This is a genomic window from Desulfocurvus vexinensis DSM 17965 (assembly GCF_000519125.1).
GTDB lineage: Bacteria > Desulfobacterota > Desulfovibrionia > Desulfovibrionales > Desulfovibrionaceae > Desulfocurvus > Desulfocurvus vexinensis.
In genome coordinates this window covers 36045-57154 of sequence record NZ_KI912583.1, presented here as the reverse complement: position 1 = coordinate 57154, position 21110 = coordinate 36045, and the positions used below count along the sequence as shown (strand labels likewise).

Annotated in this window: 19 protein-coding genes; 12 read left to right on the top strand and 7 right to left on the bottom strand. The window is 71.7% G+C overall.

Annotation, left to right across the window (positions count from 1 at the left end):
* The first annotated feature begins 293 nt into the window (after positions 1 to 293).
* Genes G495_RS20710 through gmd form a run of 3 tightly spaced genes read left to right on the top strand, consistent with a single transcriptional unit; the run spans position 294 to position 3403 of the window.
* Positions 294 to 1475 carry a DUF3179 domain-containing protein gene (locus tag G495_RS20710; RefSeq protein ID WP_051445497.1) on the top strand — a complete coding sequence of 394 codons (1182 nt, stop codon included), beginning with the start codon at positions 294 to 296 and terminating at the stop codon, positions 1473 to 1475.
* An 8-nt stretch (positions 1476 to 1483) separates the two neighbouring features.
* Positions 1484 to 2263 (top strand): HAD family hydrolase, encoded by a 780-nt coding sequence (locus G495_RS19900; protein ID WP_245588474.1) that lies wholly within the window; start codon positions 1484 to 1486, stop codon positions 2261 to 2263.
* Positions 2264 to 2314: 51 nt separating this feature from the next.
* Positions 2315 to 3403, top strand: a complete 1089-nt coding sequence (gmd, locus tag G495_RS0116320; RefSeq protein ID WP_028588634.1) for a GDP-mannose 4,6-dehydratase — start codon at positions 2315 to 2317, stop codon at positions 3401 to 3403.
* A gap of 70 nt (positions 3404 to 3473) precedes the next feature.
* Here the strand turns inward: gmd and G495_RS19895 are convergent, their stop codons facing one another.
* The gene (locus G495_RS19895) at positions 3474 to 4118 is read right to left on the bottom strand and encodes a class I SAM-dependent methyltransferase (RefSeq protein WP_051445496.1); all 645 of its coding nucleotides are present in this window, start codon (positions 4116 to 4118) and stop codon (positions 3474 to 3476) included.
* Positions 4119 to 4294: 176 nt separating this feature from the next.
* On the opposite strand from G495_RS19895, the gene G495_RS19890 reads away from it, so the two are divergent.
* The 8 genes from G495_RS19890 to G495_RS0116275 all read left to right on the top strand — a co-directional run bounded on the left by G495_RS19890 (position 4295) and on the right by G495_RS0116275 (position 12126).
* Positions 4295 to 5350: a M23 family metallopeptidase gene (locus G495_RS19890; protein ID WP_051445495.1), complete on the top strand. Its 1056-nt coding sequence runs from the start codon at positions 4295 to 4297 to the stop codon at positions 5348 to 5350.
* A gap of 154 nt (positions 5351 to 5504) precedes the next feature.
* Positions 5505 to 6071, top strand: coding sequence for a helix-turn-helix domain-containing protein (locus tag G495_RS0116305; RefSeq protein WP_028588633.1), 567 nt, complete (start codon positions 5505 to 5507; stop codon positions 6069 to 6071).
* 12 nt (positions 6072 to 6083) lie between these two features.
* Positions 6084 to 7733 carry an AMP-binding protein gene (locus G495_RS0116300; RefSeq protein WP_028588632.1) on the top strand — a complete coding sequence of 550 codons (1650 nt, stop codon included), beginning with the start codon at positions 6084 to 6086 and terminating at the stop codon, positions 7731 to 7733.
* A gap of 210 nt (positions 7734 to 7943) precedes the next feature.
* On the top strand, positions 7944 to 8495 hold the full coding sequence (locus G495_RS0116295) for a helix-turn-helix domain-containing protein (RefSeq protein ID WP_035252789.1): 552 nt from the start codon (positions 7944 to 7946) through the stop codon (positions 8493 to 8495).
* 87 nt (positions 8496 to 8582) lie between these two features.
* Complete coding sequence (locus G495_RS0116290; protein WP_028588630.1) at positions 8583 to 10229, top strand: AMP-binding protein; 1647 nt, start codon at positions 8583 to 8585, stop codon at positions 10227 to 10229.
* A 149-nt stretch (positions 10230 to 10378) separates the two neighbouring features.
* Entirely contained in the window at positions 10379 to 11422 is a 1044-nt protein-coding gene (locus tag G495_RS20705; RefSeq protein WP_051445494.1) for a GGDEF domain-containing protein, read from the top strand.
* Positions 11423 to 11526: 104 nt separating this feature from the next.
* Positions 11527 to 11691, top strand: coding sequence for a hypothetical protein (locus G495_RS22140; RefSeq protein WP_169734410.1), 165 nt, complete (start codon positions 11527 to 11529; stop codon positions 11689 to 11691).
* Between the two features lie 3 nt (positions 11692 to 11694).
* Complete coding sequence (locus G495_RS0116275; protein ID WP_028588629.1) at positions 11695 to 12126, top strand: VanZ family protein; 432 nt, start codon at positions 11695 to 11697, stop codon at positions 12124 to 12126.
* Positions 12127 to 12843: 717 nt separating this feature from the next.
* Here G495_RS0116275 and G495_RS0116270 read toward each other — a convergent pair.
* The 6 genes from G495_RS0116270 to thiL form a co-directional block, all read right to left on the bottom strand.
* Positions 12844 to 14130: an EAL and HDOD domain-containing protein gene (locus G495_RS0116270; RefSeq protein ID WP_028588628.1), complete on the bottom strand. Its 1287-nt coding sequence runs from the start codon at positions 14128 to 14130 to the stop codon at positions 12844 to 12846.
* A gap of 121 nt (positions 14131 to 14251) precedes the next feature.
* The gene (locus G495_RS0116265; RefSeq protein ID WP_211234153.1) at positions 14252 to 15046 is read right to left on the bottom strand and encodes an ABC transporter permease; all 795 of its coding nucleotides are present in this window, start codon (positions 15044 to 15046) and stop codon (positions 14252 to 14254) included.
* Positions 15047 to 15144: 98 nt separating this feature from the next.
* On the bottom strand, positions 15145 to 16143 hold the full coding sequence (locus G495_RS0116260) for an ABC transporter permease (RefSeq protein ID WP_028588626.1): 999 nt from the start codon (positions 16141 to 16143) through the stop codon (positions 15145 to 15147).
* Positions 16144 to 16272: 129 nt separating this feature from the next.
* Positions 16273 to 16923 carry a peroxiredoxin gene (locus G495_RS0116255; RefSeq protein WP_028588625.1) on the bottom strand — a complete coding sequence of 217 codons (651 nt, stop codon included), beginning with the start codon at positions 16921 to 16923 and terminating at the stop codon, positions 16273 to 16275.
* A 532-nt stretch (positions 16924 to 17455) separates the two neighbouring features.
* Positions 17456 to 18448, bottom strand: a complete 993-nt coding sequence (gene tsaA, locus G495_RS0116250; protein WP_028588624.1) for a tRNA (N6-threonylcarbamoyladenosine(37)-N6)-methyltransferase TrmO — start codon at positions 18446 to 18448, stop codon at positions 17456 to 17458.
* Between the two features lie 19 nt (positions 18449 to 18467).
* On the bottom strand, positions 18468 to 19460 hold the full coding sequence (thiL, locus tag G495_RS0116245; RefSeq protein WP_028588623.1) for a thiamine-phosphate kinase: 993 nt from the start codon (positions 19458 to 19460) through the stop codon (positions 18468 to 18470).
* 278 nt (positions 19461 to 19738) lie between these two features.
* Here thiL and G495_RS0116240 point away from each other — a divergent pair, with 278 nt between their 5' ends.
* On the top strand, positions 19739 to 21088 hold the full coding sequence (locus G495_RS0116240; RefSeq protein WP_028588622.1) for a tetratricopeptide repeat protein: 1350 nt from the start codon (positions 19739 to 19741) through the stop codon (positions 21086 to 21088).
* Positions 21089 to 21110: the final 22 nt, after the last annotated feature.

Sequence of the window (21110 nt, the reverse complement as noted above, 5' to 3'; positions counted from 1 at the left end):
CGCAGGCGCAGGGGCGCGCGCGGGGGCGGGAAAATGCGGCGGGGCGCAGGGCATAATGCGGCAGGGCCCCGCCCGGGCGCCGGGTGCGGCGTGGCGCCCCGGGGGCTTTTCACGGCGCGGGGCCGCGTGGTATGGCGGGGGCTGGCCGCAGGGCCGGGGACCGGCGCGGTGGGCGTGCCGGGGTGCCCCGGGGCCGCCCGCCCGCGCGGGGGGCGGCGGAGAGCTGGACCATGACCGCGACCACCACCACGGGGCTCCGTCCGCGCGCGGGGTGGCGTGTGCCAGGGGGAAGAATGGCCGTTTTTGCCATGTTGCGCGCCGGGGCGCTTGGGCTGGCGCTGTTGGCCCTGGCCCTGCCCGGGGCCGCCCGGGCCCAGGAGCAGGCTGCGGAGCGCGACGCCTACGCGCACCTGCGCGAATTCCTGGTGGGTGATGCCCGGGTGCGCGAGAATCCCCGCGCGGTGGACGCGCCGTTCTTCATCCCCGTGTCCGACGCCGCGCTGTACATGGACCCCGACGCCGAGGTGCTGGTGGAGGAGCCTGCCCGCGAGGGCGGGCCGGTGTTCATCTATCCGCGCGACATCCTGGTGCGCCACGAGGTGCTGAACCTCCAGGACGAGGCCGGGGCGCGGCGCAGCGTGACCTACAGCCCGCTCACGGGCAGCGTGGCCGGATACCTGGGCGCCGTGGGCCTGCACCGCCCGGCCCTGGGCACCACCGGGCAGTTCCTGAACATGAACCGCGTGCTCTATGACCGCTCCACCAACAGCCTGTGGCCGCAGATTCTTGGCGAGTGCATCTCCGGGCCCCTGCGCGGGCAGGCCCTGGGGCGCTTCCCCCTGCTGTGGACGCGCTGGCGCCTGGCCCGGGCGCGCTGGCCCGAGGCGCAGGTCCTGTCGCGCCAGACGGGCTTTCGCGTGAGCTACGACCGCGACCCCTACGGCTCCTACCGCCGCGACGGCACCTGGTACACCAGCGGCGACCCGCGCCCGCCCATCTCGCACATCGACCGGCGGCTGGGGCCCAAGGAGCGCGTGCTGGGGCTGGCCGTGGGCGAGGCGGCGGTGGCCTTCGTGGAGGCCGCCGTGCGCGAGCACGGGGTGGCCTCGGCCACGGCGGGGCTGGCCCCGCTGGTGGCCATCCACGACCCCGGGCTGGACGCGGTGCGCGTGTTCCACGCCGAGGCCGATGGCCGGGTGCTGACGTTCATGCGCGTGGGCGGCGAGATCCTCGACGAGCAGACCCGCTCGCGCTGGTCGGCCACGGGCCGGGCCGTGGAGGGCCGCCTGCGGGGCATGGCCCTGGAGCGCGCGGCGGCCATGGACTGCATGTGGTTCGCCTGGGCCGCGTTCCACCCCGGCACCCTGGCCTGGACCGGGCCCGGCGCCCTGCTGGACACGCCGCCCCAGGGCCAGGCGGACCCGGGCCTGGGCACCCTGCCGAGCATGATGCCCAGCACGGCGCCGGAACTTTGAGCGCGCCCGTGAGCCACGGCCCGGGCGCGGCGTCGGACCCGGGGGGCGCGGCCCTGCGCGGGCCGCTACGCGCCGTGGTTTTCGATTTCGACGGCACCCTGGCCGAGCCGGTGCTGGATTTCGCGCGCATGCGCCGCGAGCTGGCGGCGCTGGCGCGGCCCTTCGCCCCCTGGGCCCGCCCGGCGCCGGAGCTGCCGGTGCTGGAATGGCTCGAAGCCCTGGCGGGCGAGCTGGACGCCCGCGAGCCCGGGGCGGGCCCGGTCCTGCTGGCGGCGGCCCACGCGCGCATCCGGGCCCTGGAGGTGGAGGCCGCCGGGCGCACGCGGCTGTTCCCCTTTGCCCGTGCGGTGCTGGCCGGGCTGGCTGCGCGCGGGGTGGGCACGGCGGTCATCACCCGCAACTGCGCCTGGGCGCTGGACACGGTGTTCCCCGACGCCCGCGCGGTGGTCGGCGCGGTGCTCACGCGCGACGACGTGGCGCGCGTCAAGCCCGACCCCGGGCACCTGGGCGCGGCCCTGGCGGCCCTGGGCGCGGCCCCGGCCAGCGCGCTCATGGTCGGCGACCATCCCCTGGACGTGGAGACGGGCCGCCGCCTGGGCGCGCTGACCGCCGGGGTGCTCACGGGCGCCGGGGGCCGCGCGGCGCTGCTGGCCGCCGGGGCGGATTTCGTGCTGCCCGACTGCGCCGGGCTGCCGGGGGCGCTGGCCCTGGCCGGGCTGCTGCCGCCCGCCCCCGGCGGCGCCCCGGCGCCGCGCCCGGGCGTGGACAGCGCCGCCGCCCGGGGGTAGACTCGCCCCCCGGCCCGGGCCGCTGCAACCCTCAACCCCACACGGCAGACCATGAAGAAAAAAGCCCTGATCACTGGAATCACCGGGCAGGACGGCGCCTACCTCGCCGAATTCCTGCTGGGCAAGGGATACGAGGTCCACGGCATCAAGCGCCGTTCGTCGCTGTTCAACACCCACCGCGTGGACCACCTCTACCAGGACCCCCACGAGTCGGACCGCCGCTTCATCCTGCACTACGGCGACATGACCGACTCCACCAACCTGATCCGCATCGTGCAGACGGTGCAGCCCGACGAGATCTACAACCTCGCCGCGCAGAGCCACGTGGCGGTGTCCTTCGAGACCCCCGAGTACACGGCGGACACCTGCGCCCTGGGCCCGCTGCGCATCCTCGAAGCCGTGCGCATCCTCGGCCTGGAGCGCAGGACGCGCTTCTACCAGGCCTCCACCTCCGAGCTGTACGGCAAGGTGCTGGAGGTGCCCCAGCGCGAAACCACGCCCTTCTACCCGCGCTCGCCCTACGCCGCGGCCAAGCTCTACGCCTACTGGATCTGCGTGAACTACCGCGAGGCCTACGGCATGTATGCCTGCAACGGCATCCTGTTCAACCACGAGTCGCCCCTGCGCGGCGAGACCTTCGTCACCCGCAAGATCACCCGCGCCCTGGCGCGCATCAGCCTCGGGTTGCAGGACTGCCTCTACCTGGGCAACCTCGACGCCCGGCGCGACTGGGGCCACGCCCGCGACTACGTGGAGATGCAGTGGCTCATGCTCCAGCAGGACGAGCCCGACGACTACGTCATCGCCACGGGCGTGCAACATTCGGTGGCCGAGTTCGTGGAGTGCGCCGGGCGCGAGCTGGGCATGGACATCCGCTGGAGCGGCCAGGGGCAGGACAAGACCGGCACCGACGCCGCCACGGGGCGGACCGTGGTGCGCGTGGACCCGCGCTACTTCCGGCCCACGGAGGTGGAAACCCTGCTGGGCGACCCGAGCAAGGCCCGCGAGAAGCTGGGCTGGACCCCGCGCATCGGGTTCGCGGAAATGGTCCGCGAGATGGTCCTGGCCGACCTGGAGGAGGCCCGGCGCGACGAGCTGTGCCGCCGCGAGGGCTTCAGGACCTTCAACCACCACGAATAGGCGCGCCGTCGCCGCCCGCCTTCCCGGACCGCCGCCCGGGGCGCAGCCCGCGCCCCGGGCGGCGGCGCGTTCAGGGCCCGGGCAGCGGAGCCAGGGAGTACAGGCCCGCCGTGCCCAGCAGCAGCGAGTCCAGCAGCTCGCAGCCCAGCCCGGCCTCGCGGGCCAGGGGCCGCAGGCCGCCCGAGGCCAGCCAGTGGCGGTAATGCGCGTGGTGCTCGGCCCCGGCGGCGCGCTCGAAGACCTGCGCCCCCAGGTGCCCCAGGCGCTGGAGCGCGCCGCGCGGGGGGCGGTAGTCCAGCACCAGCAGCGTCCCGCCCGGGGCCAGCAGGCGCCGGGCCTCGGTCAGCAGGCCCAGGCGCACGGCCCGGGGCCGCTCGTGCAGGGCGAAGGCCACCATGCACAGCGCGAAGGCGCCGCCGGGCCAGGGCGTGGCCGTGGCGTCGCACAGCAGCAGTTCCACCTCGGGCGGGCACTGGCGCCGGGCCCGGGCCAGCATGGCCGGGGAGAGGTCCGCCCCGGCCACGCGCAGCCCGGCGGCGTGCAGCAGGGTGAGCTGGCGGCCCGTGCCGCAGCACAGGTCCACCGCGCTGGCGGCGCCCAGCTCCACGGCCCGGGCGGCCAGGCGGCGGCGCAAGGGGTCCAGCAAGGGCGCGGTGAGCGGGTCGTAGAGCCGGGCGGCGCGGGCGTAGGCGTCGGCGTGCTGCGGGTGGGTCATGGCTGCTCCCCGGGGCGCGGGCGGGTCTTGCCCGCCGGGGCCCCTTCTGCGAGGATAGGCCCGCGTTTTCCTTCTGGCAACCACGGGGCGGGGAGCGGCGCGTTCCTGACCCGCCCGGCCTTGGCGTCTTCTTCTGGGCAACGACGGGGCGGGGGCCGCCCCGGGAGGGTGGTTCCATGGGCATGGCGGTGCGGTGTGCGGCGGCGGCCCGGCTGGGGGCGCTGGTCCTGGCCCTTTGCGCGGCGGCGCTGGCGGGGCCCGCGCGGCCCTGCGCGGCCCAGGCCCTGGTCCTCGAGCTGCCCCTGGCCTGCGCCATGGGGCCGGACTGCACGGTCTTCCAGTATTTCGACCAGGACCCCGGGCTGGGGCGGCTCGACTACGCCTGCGGCACGCGCACCTACGACGGGCACACCGGCACGGACCTGCGCGCGCGCGACCTGGCGCACATGCGCGCGGGGGTGCCCGTGCTGGCGGCGGCGCCCGGGGTGGTGCGCGCCGTGCGCGACCACGAGCCCGACGTGGACGCGCGGACCCTGCCCCCCGGCGCCCTGGACGGGCGCGAGGCGGGCAACGCCGTGGTCCTGGACCATCCCGGCGGCTGGCAGACCCAGTACTCGCACCTGCGCGAGGGCAGCGTGGCCGTGGCCCCGGGTCAGGCCGTGCGCGCCGGGCAGGCCCTGGGGCTGGTGGGCATGTCCGGCGCGGCGGCCTTTCCGCACCTGGAACTCATCGTGCGCCGGGACGGGGCGCCCGTGGACCCCTTCACGGGCGCGGGGCCGGGCCGGGAGCCCGGGCAGTGCGCCCCCGGGCCGGGGGCCCTGTGGAGCCCGCAGGCCCTGGCCGCCCTGGCCTACCGCGAGACCGACCTGCTCTCCGCCGGGTTCGCCACGGCCCCGCCGGACAAGGCCGCCCTGGACGCCGGTCCGCCGCCCCTGGGACACCTGGGCCCCGAGGCCCCGGCCCTGGTCTTCTGGGCCCGGCTGGCCGGGGTGCGCACCGGGGACGAGCTGGCCTGCGAGGTGCGCGTGCCCGGGGGGCGGACCCTGGCCCGCAAGACCCAGACCCTTGAGCGCGACCAGAACGCCTACTCCGTGGTCATCGGTGGGCGCCTGGCCCGGGGCGCGCGCTGGCCCGCCGGGGAATACCGCGCGCGGCTGACCCTGCGCCGCAAGGCGCCCGGCGGCGGCTGGCGCGAGGTCCTGGCCGTGGAACGCAGCCTGGCTTCGCCCTGAGCGCCCCGGGAATCGCCTGGGAAACCGGGGGGTTCCGCCGGTTGCCTCGCGCAGGAAAGTGCCGTAAGGTGTCGCGCCGCGGGGGCGTGCTTCGCACGGGCCGCCGTCCGCGCAACCCTTTCCGACAACCAGACAGTGCCAGCGGAGGTAGCCCATGGAACGCGGCAGGATCGGCGCGCGCATCAAGATGTGGCGCGAGCGCAAGAATTTGACCGTCGAGCAGTTGGCCGCGAAGACGGCCCTCGACCCCGGCTTCATCCGGTCCATGGAGGACGACGGGGCGTCCCCGGCGCTGGGGCCGCTGGTCAAGCTGGCCCGGGCCCTGGGCACACGCCTTGGCACCTTCACCGACGACGAGCTGTCCGACGACCCCTGCATCACCCGCGCCACCGAGCGCACCCCCGACCGCGCCGTGCAGGCCAGCGGCGGCAAGTGCCTGGCCATGACCTACCACCACCTGGGCCGGGGCAAGGCCGACCGGCACATGGAGCCCTTCTTCATCCGCCTGGAGCCCGAGGCCTGCGAGCCCGCCCTGTCGTCCCACGAGGGCGAGGAGTTCATCGTCGTGGTCTCCGGGCAGGTCGTGCTGCGCTACGGCCAGGAGGTGCACACCCTGGCCGCTGGCGACAGCATGTACTACAACTCCGTGGTGCCCCACCACGTGGGTGCCGGGGGCGGCCAGGCCGCCGAAATCTATGCAGTGATCCACGTTCCGTTCTAGCGGGAGGCCGAAGTGACCGACAGACCCGCAGTGCTCGACGTGACCCTGGGCCAGATTCTCGACGAGACCGTGGCCAGATGGCCGCACCGCGACGCGGTGATCTACGTGGACCGCGATTTCCGCCTCACCTGGAGCGAGTTCGGCGACCTGGTGGACCGCTTCGCCAAGGGCCTCATGGCCCTGGGCGTGGCGCGCGGCGAGAAGGTCGCCGTGTGGTCCACCAACGTGCCCTACTGGGTGGCCCTGCAATTCGCCACGGCCAAGATCGGCGCCGTGCTGCTCACCGTGAACACCAGCTACAAGAGCCACGAGTTGGAATACCTGCTGCGCCAGTCCGAGTGCGAGAACCTCTTCGTCATGGACGGGTTCTACGACACCGACTACGTGCTGACCCTCTATGACCTGGTGCCCGAGCTGAAGACCCAGCCGCGCGGCGAGCTGGAGAGCGAGCACTTCCCGCACCTGCGCCGGGTGGCCTTCCTGGGCCCGCAGAAGCACCGGGGCATGTACTCCGTGCCCGAGATCCTGGCCCTGGGCAGGACCGTTGCCGACGCCGACTACGCCGCGCGCCAGGCCAGCCTGCACCCCGACGACGTGGTCAACATGCAGTACACCTCGGGCACCACCGGCTTCCCCAAGGGCGTGATGCTGACCCACAAGTCCATCGGCAACAACGGCTTCTGGATCGGCGAGAACCAGGGCTTCACCGAGCGCGACCGGCTGTGCCTGCCGGTGCCGCTGTTCCACTGCTTCGGCTGCGTGCTGGGCGTGCTGGCCTGCGTGACCCACGGCACGGCCATGGTCATCCTGGAGAAGTTCGACCCCGTGCTGGTCATGCAGAGCGTGGAGCGCGAGCGCTGCACGGCGCTGTACGGCGTGCCGACCATGTTCATCGCCATCCTCCAGCACGACCTGTTCGAGCGCTTCGACTTCTCCAGCCTGCGCACGGGCATCATGGCCGGGTCGCCGTGCCCGGTGGCCGTCATGCGCCAGGTCATGGAGAAGATGTACATGGAGGACATCACCATCTGCTACGGGCTCACCGAGTCCAGCCCGGTGATGACCCAGACGCGCATGGACGACGACATCACCCGCCGCACGGCCTCCGTGGGCCGGGCCATGCCCGCCGTGGAGGTGGTCATCCGCGACCCCGAGACCAACGAGGAGAGCCCGCGCGGCACCCAGGGCGAGGTCTGCTGCCGGGGCTATCTGGTGATGAAGGGCTACTACAACAACCCCCAGGCCACGGCCCAGGCCATCGACGCCGACGGCTGGCTGCATTCGGGCGACCTGGGCGTCATGGACGAGGACGGCTACGTGTCCATCACCGGGCGGCTGAAGGACATGATCATCCGCGGCGGCGAGAACATCTACCCCCGCGAGATCGAGGAGTTCCTCTACCACCTGGAGGGCGTCAAGGACGTGCAGGTGGCCGGGGTGCCCAGCCGCAAGTACGGCGAGGAGGTCGGGGCCTTCGTGATCCTCAAGGAGGGCGCGAACCTGACCCCCGAGGACGTGCAGGACTACTGCCGGGGCAAGATCGCCTTCCACAAGATCCCGCGCTACGTGACCTTCGTGGACGGCTACCCCATGACCGCCAGCGGCAAGATCCAGAAGTACAAGCTGCGCGAGATGGCCGCCGGGCTGTGGCCCGAGGCCTGACAGGGCGTCCCAAAATGATGGTCTGCGGCGTTGCTCGAAAAATCCAGGCCCGCGCGTCTGTCGTGATGCGCGCGGGTCTTGGATTTTTTGCGCGCCCGGCAGCGCGTCATTTCTGAACAGCCCGGGACAAAGGGTTTTTTGCAGCCAGCCAAGCGCGCAACGGGCCGGGCGGGCGAGTTCCCCGCCCGGTTCAAGCCAGGAGGAGAGGTGATGGAAAAGGCCTACAAGGAGATAGCGCCCCGGCTGGCCGGGCTGCGCGACGCCCTCGGGCTCTCGGTGGGGCGGATGGCCGAGCGCCTGGGCGTGGAGCCCGAGAAGGTCGCGGCCTACGAGTCCGGCGACGTGGAGATTCCCGTCAGCTACCTGTTCACCGTGGCCCAGCAGTGCGGCGTGGACCTGACCGTGCTGGTTTCCGGCGGCGAGGCCCACCTGCGCCAGTATTCCCTGGTGCGCAAGGGCGAGGGCCTGGCCGTGGAGCGCCGCAAGGACTACGACTACAAGAGCCTGGCCTACCGCTTCACCGGGCGGCGCATGGAGCCCTTCCTCATCCGCGTGCCGCCCAAGGCGCCCGAAGAGGTGCACACCGCCAGCCACGCCGGGCAGGAGTTCATCCACATGCTCGAAGGCCGTCTGGAGATCACCCTGGACGGGCGGCCCGAGGTGCTTGAGCCCGGCGACAGCCTGTATTTCAACTCCGAGACCCCGCACGGCCTGCGCGCCCTGGATGGCGCCGACGCCCTGTTCATCGACGTGATTCTCTAGGCGTCCGGCACCAGCCCCACCGGACGCCCGCCATGGGCACGACCCAGCGTCCCCCAACGAGAACACGCAGACCGAACGAGGCAGACCATGCAGAAAATCACCCCCGCGAGCTACGAGCAGTTCCTCGAACAGTTCGCCCTGGACATCCCCGAGAAATACAACTTCGTCTACGACTTCCTGGACGAGGTGGCGGCCCGCGAGCCCGGGCGCAAGGCCATCGTCCACGTCGGCCCCGACGGCTACCGCCGCGAGTACACCTTCGGCTGGCTGGCCGAGGCCTCGGCCCGGCTGGCGGGCGCCCTGGCTGCGCGCGGCGTGGCCAAGGGCGACCGGCTGATGCTCATCCTCTACCGGCGCATCGAGTTCTGGGTGGCCATGCTGGCCCTGCACCGCCTGGGCGCCGTGGCCGTGCCCTCGCCCAACCTGCTCACGGTCAAGGACATCGTCTACCGCGTGCAGGCCGGGAACATCGTCGGCGCCATCGCCGAGGACTCGGTGGCCCCCGCCGTGGACGCCGCGCGGGCCCACTGCCCGGGCCTGCGCACCCTGGTCCAGTGCGGCCCGGGCATGCTGCCCGAGGGCTGGGCCCACTACGAGCACATCTGCGCCGGGGCGGCCCCGGCCTTCCCCCGGCCCGCCGACGCCGCCGGGGGCGCCGACCCGCTCTTGATCTTCTTCTCCTCGGGCACCACGGGCCAGCCCAAAATGGTCCTGCACGCCCACACCTACCCCCTGGGGCATTACGTCACCGGCGCCCATTGGCACGACCTGCGCCCCGGCGACCTGCACCTGACCGTGGCCGACACGGGCTGGGGCAAGGCCGTGTGGGGCAAGATGTACGGCCAGTGGATGGCCGGGGCCACGGTGTTCGTCTACGACTTCCGGGGCAAGTTCCACCCCGGCGAGCTCTTGGGCGTCGTGGCCCGCGAGGGCGTGACCACCTTCTGCGCCCCGCCCACGGTCTACCGCTTCCTGGTGCGCGAGGACCTCTCGAAGTTCGACCTCTCGCGCCTGCGCCACTGCACCACGGCGGGCGAACTGCTCAACACCAGCGTGTTCGAGGACTGGAAGCGCCTGACCGGGCTGCCCATCTACGAGGGCTACGGCCAGACCGAGACCACCTTGCAGATCGCCACCTTCCCCTTCATGGAGCCCAAGCCCGGGTCCATCGGCAAGCCCACCCCCGGCTGGGACGTGGTGCTGCTGGACGCCGACGGGCGGCCCTGCGGCCCTGGCGAGGAGGGCGAAATCTGCATCCGCCTGAACGGCGCGCCGGTCACGGGCCTGTTCCACGAATACGTGGACGAGGCCGAGAAGACCGCCCAGGCCATGGCGGGCGGCGTGTACCACACCGGCGACAAGGCCTGGCGCGACGAGGACGGCTACTACTGGTTCCTGGGCCGGGTGGACGACCTGATCAAGAGCTCGGGCTACCGCATCGGGCCCTTCGAGGTGGAAAGCGCCCTGGTGTCGCACCCTGCCGTGGTGGAGGCCGCCGTCACCGGCGTGCCCGACGAGGTGCGCGGCCAGGCGGTCAAGGCCACGGTGGTGCTGGCCCCGGGCCTGTCGGGCACGGACGAGCTGCGCCGCGAGTTGCAGGACCACGTGAAGAAGGTCACCGCGCCCTACAAGTACCCGCGGATCATCGAGTTCGTGGCCGAGCTGCCCAAGACCATCTCGGGCAAGATCAAGCGCGCCGAGATCCGCCAGCGCGACCTGGAAAAAGGCTGCTAGGCCGGGCTTTTCCGGCAATCTGCACCCGGGGCGGCATGGGCGACCATGCCGCCTTGCCTTTTTTGTGGACATGAGCGAGAATCCAGAAAATCTCTAGAACCCGGTGGACGAGAGGGGGGGCCGGGCTCTGCCCGGGCCCGGGAAGAGCGATGCACGACAAGGCCAGGATCCTCGAAGTCCTGCGGCGCAACGAAGCCATTCGCGCCAAGTTCTTCGAGGTCGAAAGCGAGATACTGACGATCCTGCGCTTCGAGGATCTCTTCGCGCGTCTGGTCTGCCTGATCCGCGACAAGTTCGATATCCCCCACGTCTGGATCACGCTGTTTGCCGACGGCGAACTGGCGCGACTGCTGGACGGCATGGACGCCGCCCCCGGGTGCTGCCCCATGGTCCTGGCCGAGCGCGGGGCGGTGCTGCCGCTGCTGCCGCCCCGGGGCCTGCCCGTGCTGGACAACCGCGACCTGGAGCGCTTCGCGCCGCTGCTGCCCCGGCCCGCGCCCGGCGGGCTGCGCTCCCTGGCCGTGGCCCCGCTGACCCTGGACGGGCGGCTGGTGGGCACCCTGAACCAGGCCGACACCTCCCCCGCGCGCTTCCGGCCCGACATGGACGCCACCCTGCTGGCCCAGCTGGCGGTGAAGGTCTCGCTGTGCCTGTCCAACGTCACGGCCCATGAGAAGCTGGCCCGGCTGGCCCTGTGCGACCCGCTCACGGGCCTGCTCAACCGCCGGGCCATGGAGGAGCGCCTGCACGCCGAGTTCCTGCGCGCCCAGCGCTACGGCGCGGTGCTCTCCGTGGCCTTCATCGACATGGACGACTTCAAGGGCGTCAACGACACCCTGGGCCACGACGCGGGCGACGCCATGCTGGCCTTCTTCGCCACCCGGCTGCAGAAGCTGGCCCGCAAGGTCGATTCCTGCGCGCGCTACGCGGGCGACGAGTTCGTGGTCATCCTGCCCAGCACCGAGGCCGACCAGGCCCGGGCCTTCATGGACCGCGTGGAGCAGTTCTTCCGCTACGCCCCGGTGCCGGACATCGACCGCCTGGTGCGCTTCAGCGCCGGGGTGGCCAGCAGCGCCGACCCTCGGGCCACGTCCCCGGCTGCGTTGCTCAAATGCGCCGACGAGGACCTCTTCGCGCGCAAGGCCGCCCGCCCGGAGCGCGCCCGGCGCGCCGTGGGCCAGGGCGGGGCCTGAGCCCGCCGGGGCCCCCGGCGCCCCTTCCCTCCCGGGCCCCGACCTGCTAGGGTCTGCGGGCCAGCAACAGCACAACCATACGGCGCCCGGCGCCGGGAGCGATCATGCAAGAAGCCGTCTTCAGGGGCGTCCTCATCGGCGGGGCGCTGGGCATCATGGCCACCTACGTCCTGGGCATGGAGCCCGTGCGGGCGTTTTTCCTGGGCGTGGCCTGCGGCATCCTGGCCGGGGCCACGCGCTACGCCATCGCGCGCCGGCGGAAGAAATAGCCCATGGGTCCGGGGCGATTCCCCGCCGGGGCCTGGGCCCGGCTTTGGACCCGGCTTTGGGCCTGGCGCTGGCTGGCGCTGCTCGCCGCCGGGGTGGCCCTGCTGGTCCACCTGTCGCTGTTCTCGGACTTCATGCCGCCCTACAAGCGGCTGTGGGGCCGCGTGACCCTGGACAACGTGCTGCATTTCGCGGCCTTCGCCGCCCTGGGGCTGGTGGCGCCCCTGGCCCTGCGCGACCGCAGGCGGGCGCTGCTGGCGCTGCTGGGGCTCTTGCTGCTGGGGGGTGCCCTGGAGCTCATGCAACTGGCCATCCCCAACCGCCGCTGCCAGCTCTACGACGCCCTGGGCAACACCCTGGGGCTGCTGCTGGGCGGGGGCGCCGGGTTCGCCCTGCGGGCCCGGCTGCGCCCTGGTCCGCCTGACTCCGGCGCCTAGCCGCCGCCCCGGGGCGGCGAGCCGCTGCGGCAGCGGAAAAATCCAGGCCGCTTGTGTCTGTTGGGCACACCGCGCGACCCGGATTTTTCCGTGTCCTGCCGCGCACCCTTCCTGAATCCCTGTGGATTTTGGTTTCCCCACGGCGAGCCAGCCGCCCCGCGCACCCCGGCTCCGGCAGCCCCGGCAGCCCCCGGCAGCCCCCGGCGGCACTTGACATCGCCCCCGGAATGGCTATCGTGTAATCACAAAGATGGCCATGACGAGGCCAGCGCGGCCTCGATGGTATAGGATCAGGAACCCCGGCAGGAGGGACGCCGAAATAGCCCCCCCCCCCCATACGTGGCGCGCCGGAGCGCCCCTGGGACCCCTCCCCGCCGCAGGCCCGCGGAGCACAGACTCCAGGCCCGGCCGCACGCACCGGAAAATGCGGAAACCAGGACGGGTCCCTTCTTTTTGACCTGACCAGGCCTTTCGACCCGCCTCGCCATGAACGGGGCCCGGCTTCCCCGCCCCGAGGCGGGTTTTTTTGTGCCCGCAGTGTTCGCGCTGCTGCGCGGCGCCCCCGGCGCGGCCTGGGGAAACGCCGCCCGGGGCCTGTGCCGGGCCTGCGCCGGACGGGCGCGGCGTGCGGCCCCGCCGCCTGCCCTGCCTGCAAACAAACGGGGCCGTCCTCGCTGGCGAGGGCGGCCCCGTTTGCACAGGGAGCGGCGAGCGGTTCTAGGCCCCGGTGTCGGCCTCGGCCTGGGCCGCGCCGTGCTTGAAGAAGGTGTTGGCCCACAGCACGGACTTGTAATAGGAGACCGCCACCACCAGCCGGTTCAGGGCCAGCTCGTCGGTCAGGGTGTCGAGCTGCTCCCAGTGGCCTTTCTCGTGGGCCAGCACCAGGTCCAGCCATTTGCCATGGTAGCAGGGGCGGCCCAGCAGGGCGTCCTTGAGGGCGCCGTCCAGGGGCAGGTTGCCCACGATGTCGGCCATGGGCGTGTCGAGCATGGGTTCGAGCAGCGAGAACAGGCCGAGCAGGAACATGCTGTCCGGCTGGGCCTCGGCGAACTCGTGGCTGCGGGCGATGAGCTCCAGGAACTTGGCCCGCTGCACGGCGGTGAAGAACAGCTCGGAGTGTTTCTCCTGGGGCATGAGGTCCGAGAGGATGACCACCCGCAGCCAGCTCTGGAGCTGCTTCCAGCCCAGCAGCACGATGGCCTGGCGGATGGAGCGGATGGGCTGGGAAAAAGCGAAGGCCGCCGAGTTCAGGTAGAACAGCAGGCGGTAGCTGATGGACACGTCGGTCTGGATTTCCCGGGCCAGGGCCTCGAAGTCCGGGTCCTTGACCTCCACGGCCTTGAGCAGGGTGAAGCGCGAGTGCTGGTGCGAGGTCAGCTTGCGCCCCGCCACCAGCTCCGGGCGCTTGAAGAAATAGCCCTGGAACAGCGCAAACCCCAGGTGCCGGGCCTGGGCGTAGGCCTCCATGGTCTCCACCTTCTTGGCCAGGGCCAGGGCGTCGATGCCCCGGGCTGTGGCCAGCAGGGCCGCGACGCGCTCGGGCCCCTGGGCCAGCACGTCGATGATCAGCAGGCTGGCGATGCCCAGGTGCGCGGCGCAGTCCTTGCGGCCGGAGAAGTCGTCCACGGCCACGGAGTATCCGGCGTGCACCAGGGCTTCCAGGGCCTGAAGCACCGCGTGGTCCAGCAGTGCCTCCTCGGGCACCTGGACCACCGTCTGCGCCGGGGGCAGGGCGTAGGGCACCTCGTCGAGGATGGAGCGCTGCCCGAAGTTGATGAGGATCTTGGCGTTGCCGCCGAAAAAGTCCTCGGGCCCGAAGGTGGAGTCCGCCGCCACGCTCAGGGTGGCCTGGTCCTGGTCGGCCATGACGGCCCGGTCGGCCTCGGGCCCGCAGCGGAACAGCAGCTCGTAGCCCCAGACCTTGCCGCGCGCGTCGAACACGGGCTGGCGGGCCAGGAAGGTCGGCAGGAAGCAGCTTGCGGCGGGGGCCGTTTCGTCGGTCATGGGCTCCTCGGGGGGGCAGGGGTTCGCCGCGCCGTGGAGGCGCCGCGCCATGGTGTGCAAATATAGCCGCGCGGCGCGCCGAGGGCAAGGGGCCCTGGCGTTTTTGGGGCGCCACGGGGGTCTAGCGGCGCAGGCGGGGGTCGAACAGGTCGCGCAGGGCCTCGCCCAGCAGGTTGTAGCCCAGCACGGTGACCAGGATGGCCAGCCCCGGGAAGAACGAGAGCCAGGGCGCCACGGTCAGCACGTCCTTGCCTTCCATGAGCACGTTGCCCCAGCTGGGCATGGGCGGCTGCACCCCCAGCCCCAGGAACGACAGCGACGATTCCACCAGGATGGCCCCGGCCACGCCCAGGGTCGCCGACACCAGCACCGGGGCCAGGGCGTTGGGCAGGATGTGCAACAGCAGGATGCGCACCGGCCCGGCCCCGGCCACCCGCGCGGCCAGCACGAAGTCGCGCCCGCGCAGGGTGAGCGTCTCGGCGCGCACCAGCCGCGCCACGCCCATCCACGACGTGAGGCCGATGACGATCATGATGTTGGTCAGCGATGGCTCCAGGAAGGCGATGACCGCCAGGATCAGGAAGAACGAGGGGAAGCAGAGCATCACGTCCACCCCGCGCATGATGGTCTCGTCCACCAGCCCGCCGAAATAGCCCGCCGCCAGCCCCAGGGCCAGCCCGATGGACACCGACAGGCCCACGGCCACGAAGCCGACCCACAGCGACACCCGCCCGCCCCACAGCAGCCGCGAGAGCACGTCGCGGCCCAGGGCGTCGGTGCCCAGGGGGTGGGTCAGGCTCGGGGCCTGGAGGATGGCGTCCACGTTGAGGGCCGTGGGGTCCGCCGGGGCCAGCCAGGGCGCGCCCAGGGCCGCAACGCTCATGACCAGCACGATGGTTCCGCCCACGGCGAGCATGCCGTAGCGCCCCAGCCAGCGGCGCAACCGCTGGCCCCGGGACAGGCTCGCCAGGGCCGGGCGCTCCGGCTCCGGGCGCGGGGTGGCCCGCCCGGCGCTCATTGCCCGCCCCCGCGCGCCGCGCGGATGCGCGGGTCCGCCAGCCCGTAGGCCACGTCGGCCAGCAGGTTGCCCGCCAGGGTCAGCAGCGCCCCCAGCACCAGGTTGCCCATGATCAGCGGGTAGTCCCGGGCCATGACCCCCTGGTAGAACAGCTGGCCCAGCCCCGGCAGGGCGAAGATGGACTCGATGATCACGCTGCCGCCGATGAGCCCGGGCACGGACAGGCCCAGGATGGTGATCACCGGCAACAGCGCGTTGCGCAGGGCGTGCTTGAAGATCACCGTGTGCAGCGGCAGGCCCTTGGCCCGCGCGGTGAGGATGTAGTCCTGGCGCAGGACCTCGAGCATGCTGGAGCGCATGAAGCGCGACATGCCCGCCAGGCTGCCGAAGGTGTAGACGAACAGCGGCAGGGTCAGATGCCGCGCGAGATCGAGCATCCGCTCCCAGAAGCCCATCTGCTCGAAGCCGAAGGAGGTCAGCCCCGAAATGGGCAGCAGCGGCCAGTGGATGCACAGGGCGTACATGAGCAGCAGGGCCAGCCAGAAGCCGGGCATGGCGAAGCCGATGAACACGAAGACCGTGGCCGCGCGGTCGAAGGCCCGGCCCTGCCACCAGGCCGAGGCGATGCCGATGGGCACGGCGATCATCAGCGTGAGCACCAGCGAGGCCACGTTCATGCCGAAGGTCAGCGGCAGGCGCTCCACGATCTTGTCCCACACCGGGCGGTTGTCGCTGCTCATGGAGCGCCCGAAATCCAGGCGCACCAGCCGCGACAGCCAGCCCAGGTACTGCTCGTGCAGCGGGCGGTCCAGCCCGTAGAGCGCCTCCAGCCGCGCCCGGGCCTCCACCGAGGCCTCGGGGTTGAGGGTGGTCTGCATGTCCGTGGGCGAGCCCGGGGCCAGGTGGATCACCGCGAAGCTGATCACCGTGATCCCCAGGAAGATGACCACGATCCAGACCAGCTTGGCCGCGAGGCGTTTGACGAGTTCCGGCATGCAGCCCGTTGTAGGGAACTTCGGCCCCGAGCGCAACGGTTGCGGCCGCGCGGGCGCAACGCGCAAGGCCCCGCCCGCGCGGGGTGGCGCGGGCGGGGCCGGGGGGGCCTGTCTGTCAGGGGCGCGGGGCTAGCCCAGGGACTTGTGGCAGAACCACCAGTCGAAGCCGTCGTACTCGGCGCTGCGCTTCTTGGCGGTCGCGTGGTCCTGCGCCGGGGGCACGATGACGCGGTCGCCGATGAGCTCGTTGTTGGGCCAGCCGGCGGGCATGGCCACGCCGTTGGCGTCGGAAACCTGCAGGGCCTTCACGGCGCGCAGGATTTCGTCCATGTTCCGCCCGACCTCCTGGGGGTAGTAGAGCATCAGGCGCAGGTTGCCCTTGGGGTCGATGACGAACACGGCGCGCACGGTGTTGGAGCCCTTGCCGGGGTGCAGCATGCCCAGGGACTCGGCAACATGGCCGCGATCGTCGGCGACCACGGGGAACTCGATGTCCACGTCCAGGTTGTCCTTGATCCAATCGACCCATTTGATGTGGGAGAAGATCTGGTCGATGGACAGACCGATGAGCTCGCAGTTGATCTTGCGGAACTCGTCGAAGCGCTTCTGGAAGGCCACGAACTCGGTGGTGCACACGGGGGTGTAGTCCGCCGGGTGGCTGAAGAGCACGACCCACTTGCCTTCGTAGTCGCCGGGCAGCTTCTTCATGCCGTGGGTGGTCTTGACTTCCATGGCCGGGAACTTGTCGCCGAGCAGGGGCAGGGAGAGGGGAGTGGTCATGATGGTATTCCTCCAGGGTTGTATCGGTTTGGTTGGCTGTCTGCCAACACGTCTTTGTTAGGAATGATTCCTAGTATCAATTTGCCAAGGGGTCAAGGGGATTTTTGAAAATTTGTGGAAGGTGCCGGGATTCATCTGTAATTCAGCGTAATATAAGAAATATTTTCGCGGACGACGGAGGGGCGGCCTGCCCAGACCCTGGACGGGCGCGGACCGCAGCGCAATGCGCGGCAATGCGCGGACAAGGCCCCGCAGGTGGCGCCTCGCAGGCGCGCTGGTTTTTGGCGGTGATTGATCCGGGGGGCATGGGGCGGGCGCAGGCCCTGGAGGAGGTCGAGGCGCAGCCGGGGCAGCCTGCCGGGCGGACGCGGGGCGCGCCTGGCCGTGCGCTGCGGGTATGCCGGGGGCATGGCTGCCCGGGCATGTTCGGCGTGCGGGGTCCAGGGGGCCTTGCCCCCTGGCAGGGTCCAGGGGCGGCGCCCCTGGCGGGGTCTGGGGCGGAGCCCCAGCAGCGCGCAGCGCCCTGGCCGTGCTAGGCCTTGAGCAGTATCCCGGCCAGGGCGTCGAGTTCCTCGGACAGGGCCAGGGCTTCCAGGGGCGTGGCGGCGTGGACGACCAGGCCGTGGTGGCCCATGAACACGGCCTGGCGGGTGGTTGCGGCCTGGCCCACGGCCTGGCCCACGGCCTGGCCGAGCTCGGGGGTGCCGGGCTGCATGGGCGGCAGGGCGGCCAGTTTCTGCTTGTAGAAGTCGGCCTCGAAGAGGGGCAGGGTCAGGTCCACGCCGCCGGTGCGCACGTCCAGGGCCAGGAGGTTCGGCGGGTGGGTGTGCAGCACGGCCCGGGCTGCGGGCAGGCGGCGGTAGATTTCCAGGTGCACGGCGGCCTCGGTGGATGGCTGGCCCGGGCCGGTGGTGGTGCCGGAGGCGATGTCCATGGTGGTCAGGCTGCCGGGGGCGAGGAAGCCCTTGGGCGCGCCGGAGCGGGTGATGACCATGGCGTCGCCCAGGCGGGCGCTGGCGTTGCCGTTGAAGCCGGAGAACAGGCCGCGCTGCCAGCCAGCGGCGCAGGCGTCGCGCAGCTCGCGGGCCAGGGCGGCGGGGATGCCCGAGCCCCAGTTCTCGGCGCCCCGGGTTTCCCCGGCGATGGGTTTGAGGTCCACCACGGGGGTGCCGTCGAGGGTTTCGAGGTGGTCCACGGTGATGCGCGTGCCGTCCAGGGCCAGGATGCGGCAGTGGTGCAGGCCGATGGGGTTGGGCCGGTCGGGGGAGCGGGTGTTGAAGACGCCGCGCTGGGGCTGGGCCGTGTCGCCGCGCGGGTGGACCTTGAGGTGCGTGCGGCTGGAGAGGTGCAGCCAGGAGAAGACGAGGATGTCCTGCCCGACGCTGAGGGAGTCCAGGGCCGGGGCGAAGGCGGGGTCGATGTCGATGACGGCCTGGGGCGCGCCTTCGCTGTACTGCTTGGGGCAGTCCTTGATGTCCTTGAGGGGGGAGCGGACGTGGCCGAGGATGGTCAGGGTGGTGTCCATGGTGGCTCCTGGGGTCGGGTCAGGTTGCGGAAAAGTGGTCGAAGCCGCGGGCGGGCGCGGGCTGGCCGTTGAGGGTCACGCCCGGGGCGGCGGTGACGGTGCCGATGGCGCGGGCGCCGGGGATGGCGGCGATGACCTCGGGTGCGGCGCCGGGATCGCAGGCGGCGAGCAGGGCGTAGTCCTCGCCGCCGAGGCAGGCGAAGGTGGCGGGGTCTTGCCCGGTGTGCTGGCACCAGGCGAGGGTTTCGGGGTGCAGGGCTGCGGGGGTCAGGGCCAGGGCGGCGCCGGGGGCCGGGCCGCGGTCGGCGCCCAGCAGGCGCGGCAGGTCCTGGGCCAGGCCGTCGGACACGTCCATGGCGGCGCGCACGCCGGGCTGCCCGGCCAGGGCCAGGCCAGCGGCCACCTGGGGCCGGGGCCGCAGGTGGGCGGCGGTGGCGGCGGGCCAGGAGGCGGTGGCGGCGGGGCCCTGGGCCTCCAGGGCCTGGAGCCCGGCGCGCACCAGGCCCAGCTCGCCGCAGGCCAGCAGCACGTCGCCCGGGCGGCAGGCGGCGCGCGTGAGCAGGCGGCCCGAGGGCCCGGGCTGGCCCCAGATGGTGATGCACAGGCCGAGCAGGGGCGCGCGGGAGAGGTCGCCGCCGGTGAGGGCGAGGCCGTGCTCGCGGGCCAGGGCGGCCATGCCGGCCAGCAGCTCATCCCAGAATCCGGGGGCGGGCGGCGGCCCGGCGGGGAGCATCAGCCCCAGGCTGAAGCCCAGGGGCCGGGCGCCCATGGCCGCGATGTCGCTGACGTTGACGGCCAGGGCCTTCCAGCCGATGTCGCCGGGGCCGAAGTAGGCGCGGCGGAAGTGTACGTCTTCCAGGAACAGGTCGGTGGACAGGGCCATGGTCGGCGGGCAGGCCAGCACGGCGCAGTCGTCGCCGCGCGGCAGGGGCGCGTGGTCGCAGGCGCCGGGGAAGTGGCGGTCGATGAGGGCCAGGAAGTCCTGTTCGGAGGCGGGGCCGGGGTGGTCCATGGGGGCGGCTCGGGGCTGCGGGTTGGGCGGGCTTGACGCGGGGTTCAGGGTAGCCGAAAATCGCGCGGAAAGGAACCTCGCCGCGCGGCCCCCGGGGCCCGTCCAGCAACGGCCTGTGTGACAGGCCTGTGCCATGCGGTTTTTTCATTGTCCAGTTTCCAAGTATGAGATAGGACACCCTGTGCGCCGCAGACGGCGGACAGGGGTGGCTCCCCGTCCGGAGCGGGCGGTGTCGCGGATAATGGGGTGCGCACCCCACAAGCAGGAGCACACGACCAGTGGCAACAGAGCAGAACAGGGCGCGGTTTCGGCAGTACGAGAAGACCATCGTAGATTTCGTGGCCAAGGAGAACGGCTGCTTCTTTGCTATCAGCCACGACCAGGTGTTCCTCAAGATGTACCGCCAGACCTTGAACAAGGAACTGGTCATCGGCACGGACCGCATCCGCGCCCTGCCCGAGGAACACAAGTTCATCTCCGAGATCAAGACGCCGTATTTCAAGGATAAGAAGATCCTGCTGCTCATCGAGCGCGTGCTGGACAACCGCAACACACTGTCCTTCGTGCGTACCCTGAAGGCGATGTACGAGGACATGTACATCGTGGTGCTGACCTCGGAGGTGGAGCGCCAGGTGCTCATCCTGCTGCACGAGATCGGGGTGGGCAACTTCATCACCAAGCCCGTGTCCATGGACACGCTCATCGAGAAGATCGCCTTCACCATCAAGCCCCAGGGCAAGATCGGGCAATTCATCGACACGGCCAAGGGCTACCTGGCCAAGGGCATGTACGACGAGGCCGTGGCCCTGTCGGACAAGATCCTGAAGCTCAAGCCCGGCAGCGCGGCGGCGCTGATGCTGCGCGGCGACGCCCACAAGGGCAAGGGCGAGGTGGCCGCCGCCGAGCGCTCCTACGCCGAGGCGCACAAGGGCGCGGCGCTGTACCTGGAGCCGCTCAAGAAGCTGGCCGACCTGTACAAGGACGAGGGCGACCTGGAGAAGCAGCTCATCTACCTGCAAAAGCTCGATCGCCTCTCGCCGCTCAACGTGGAGCGCAAGATCAGCATGGGCGAGATCCACCTGGAGTTCGGCAACGCCGAGGCCGCCGAGGAGTTCTTCGAGCAGGCCGTGGCCAACGCCAAGAAGGAAGCCCAGGCCATGATCGAGGAGGTCAAGCGCAGCATCGCCGAGAAGTGCCTGGACAAGGCCCCGGCCACCGCCGAGCGCTTCTTCCGCTCCATCATCGACGCCAAGGGCGGGCAGCTGCGCAAGTCCGACATCGAGACCTTCAACCGCCTGGGCATCGCCCTGCGCCGCCAGGGCCGCTGGCAGGACGCCGTGTCCGAGTATGGCCAGGCCCTGAAGATCTCCCCCGACGACGAGAACCTGTATTTCAACACCGCCGTGGCCTACACCGAGGGCGGGCGCCACACCGAGGCCATGCGCGCCCTGGAGCGCGTGCTCAAGCTCGCGCCGGACTTCGGGGCCGATTCGCCAACCCTGTCCTTCAACATGGGCGTGATGTGCGCCAACGGCCGCAACCCCCAGGACGCCGCGCGCTTCATGCGCCGCACCCTGGAGCTGGACCCCGGCCACGAAGGCGCGCGCAAGCTGCTGGCCACCCTGTAGCCTCCCGGGCCTGCTGGACTTC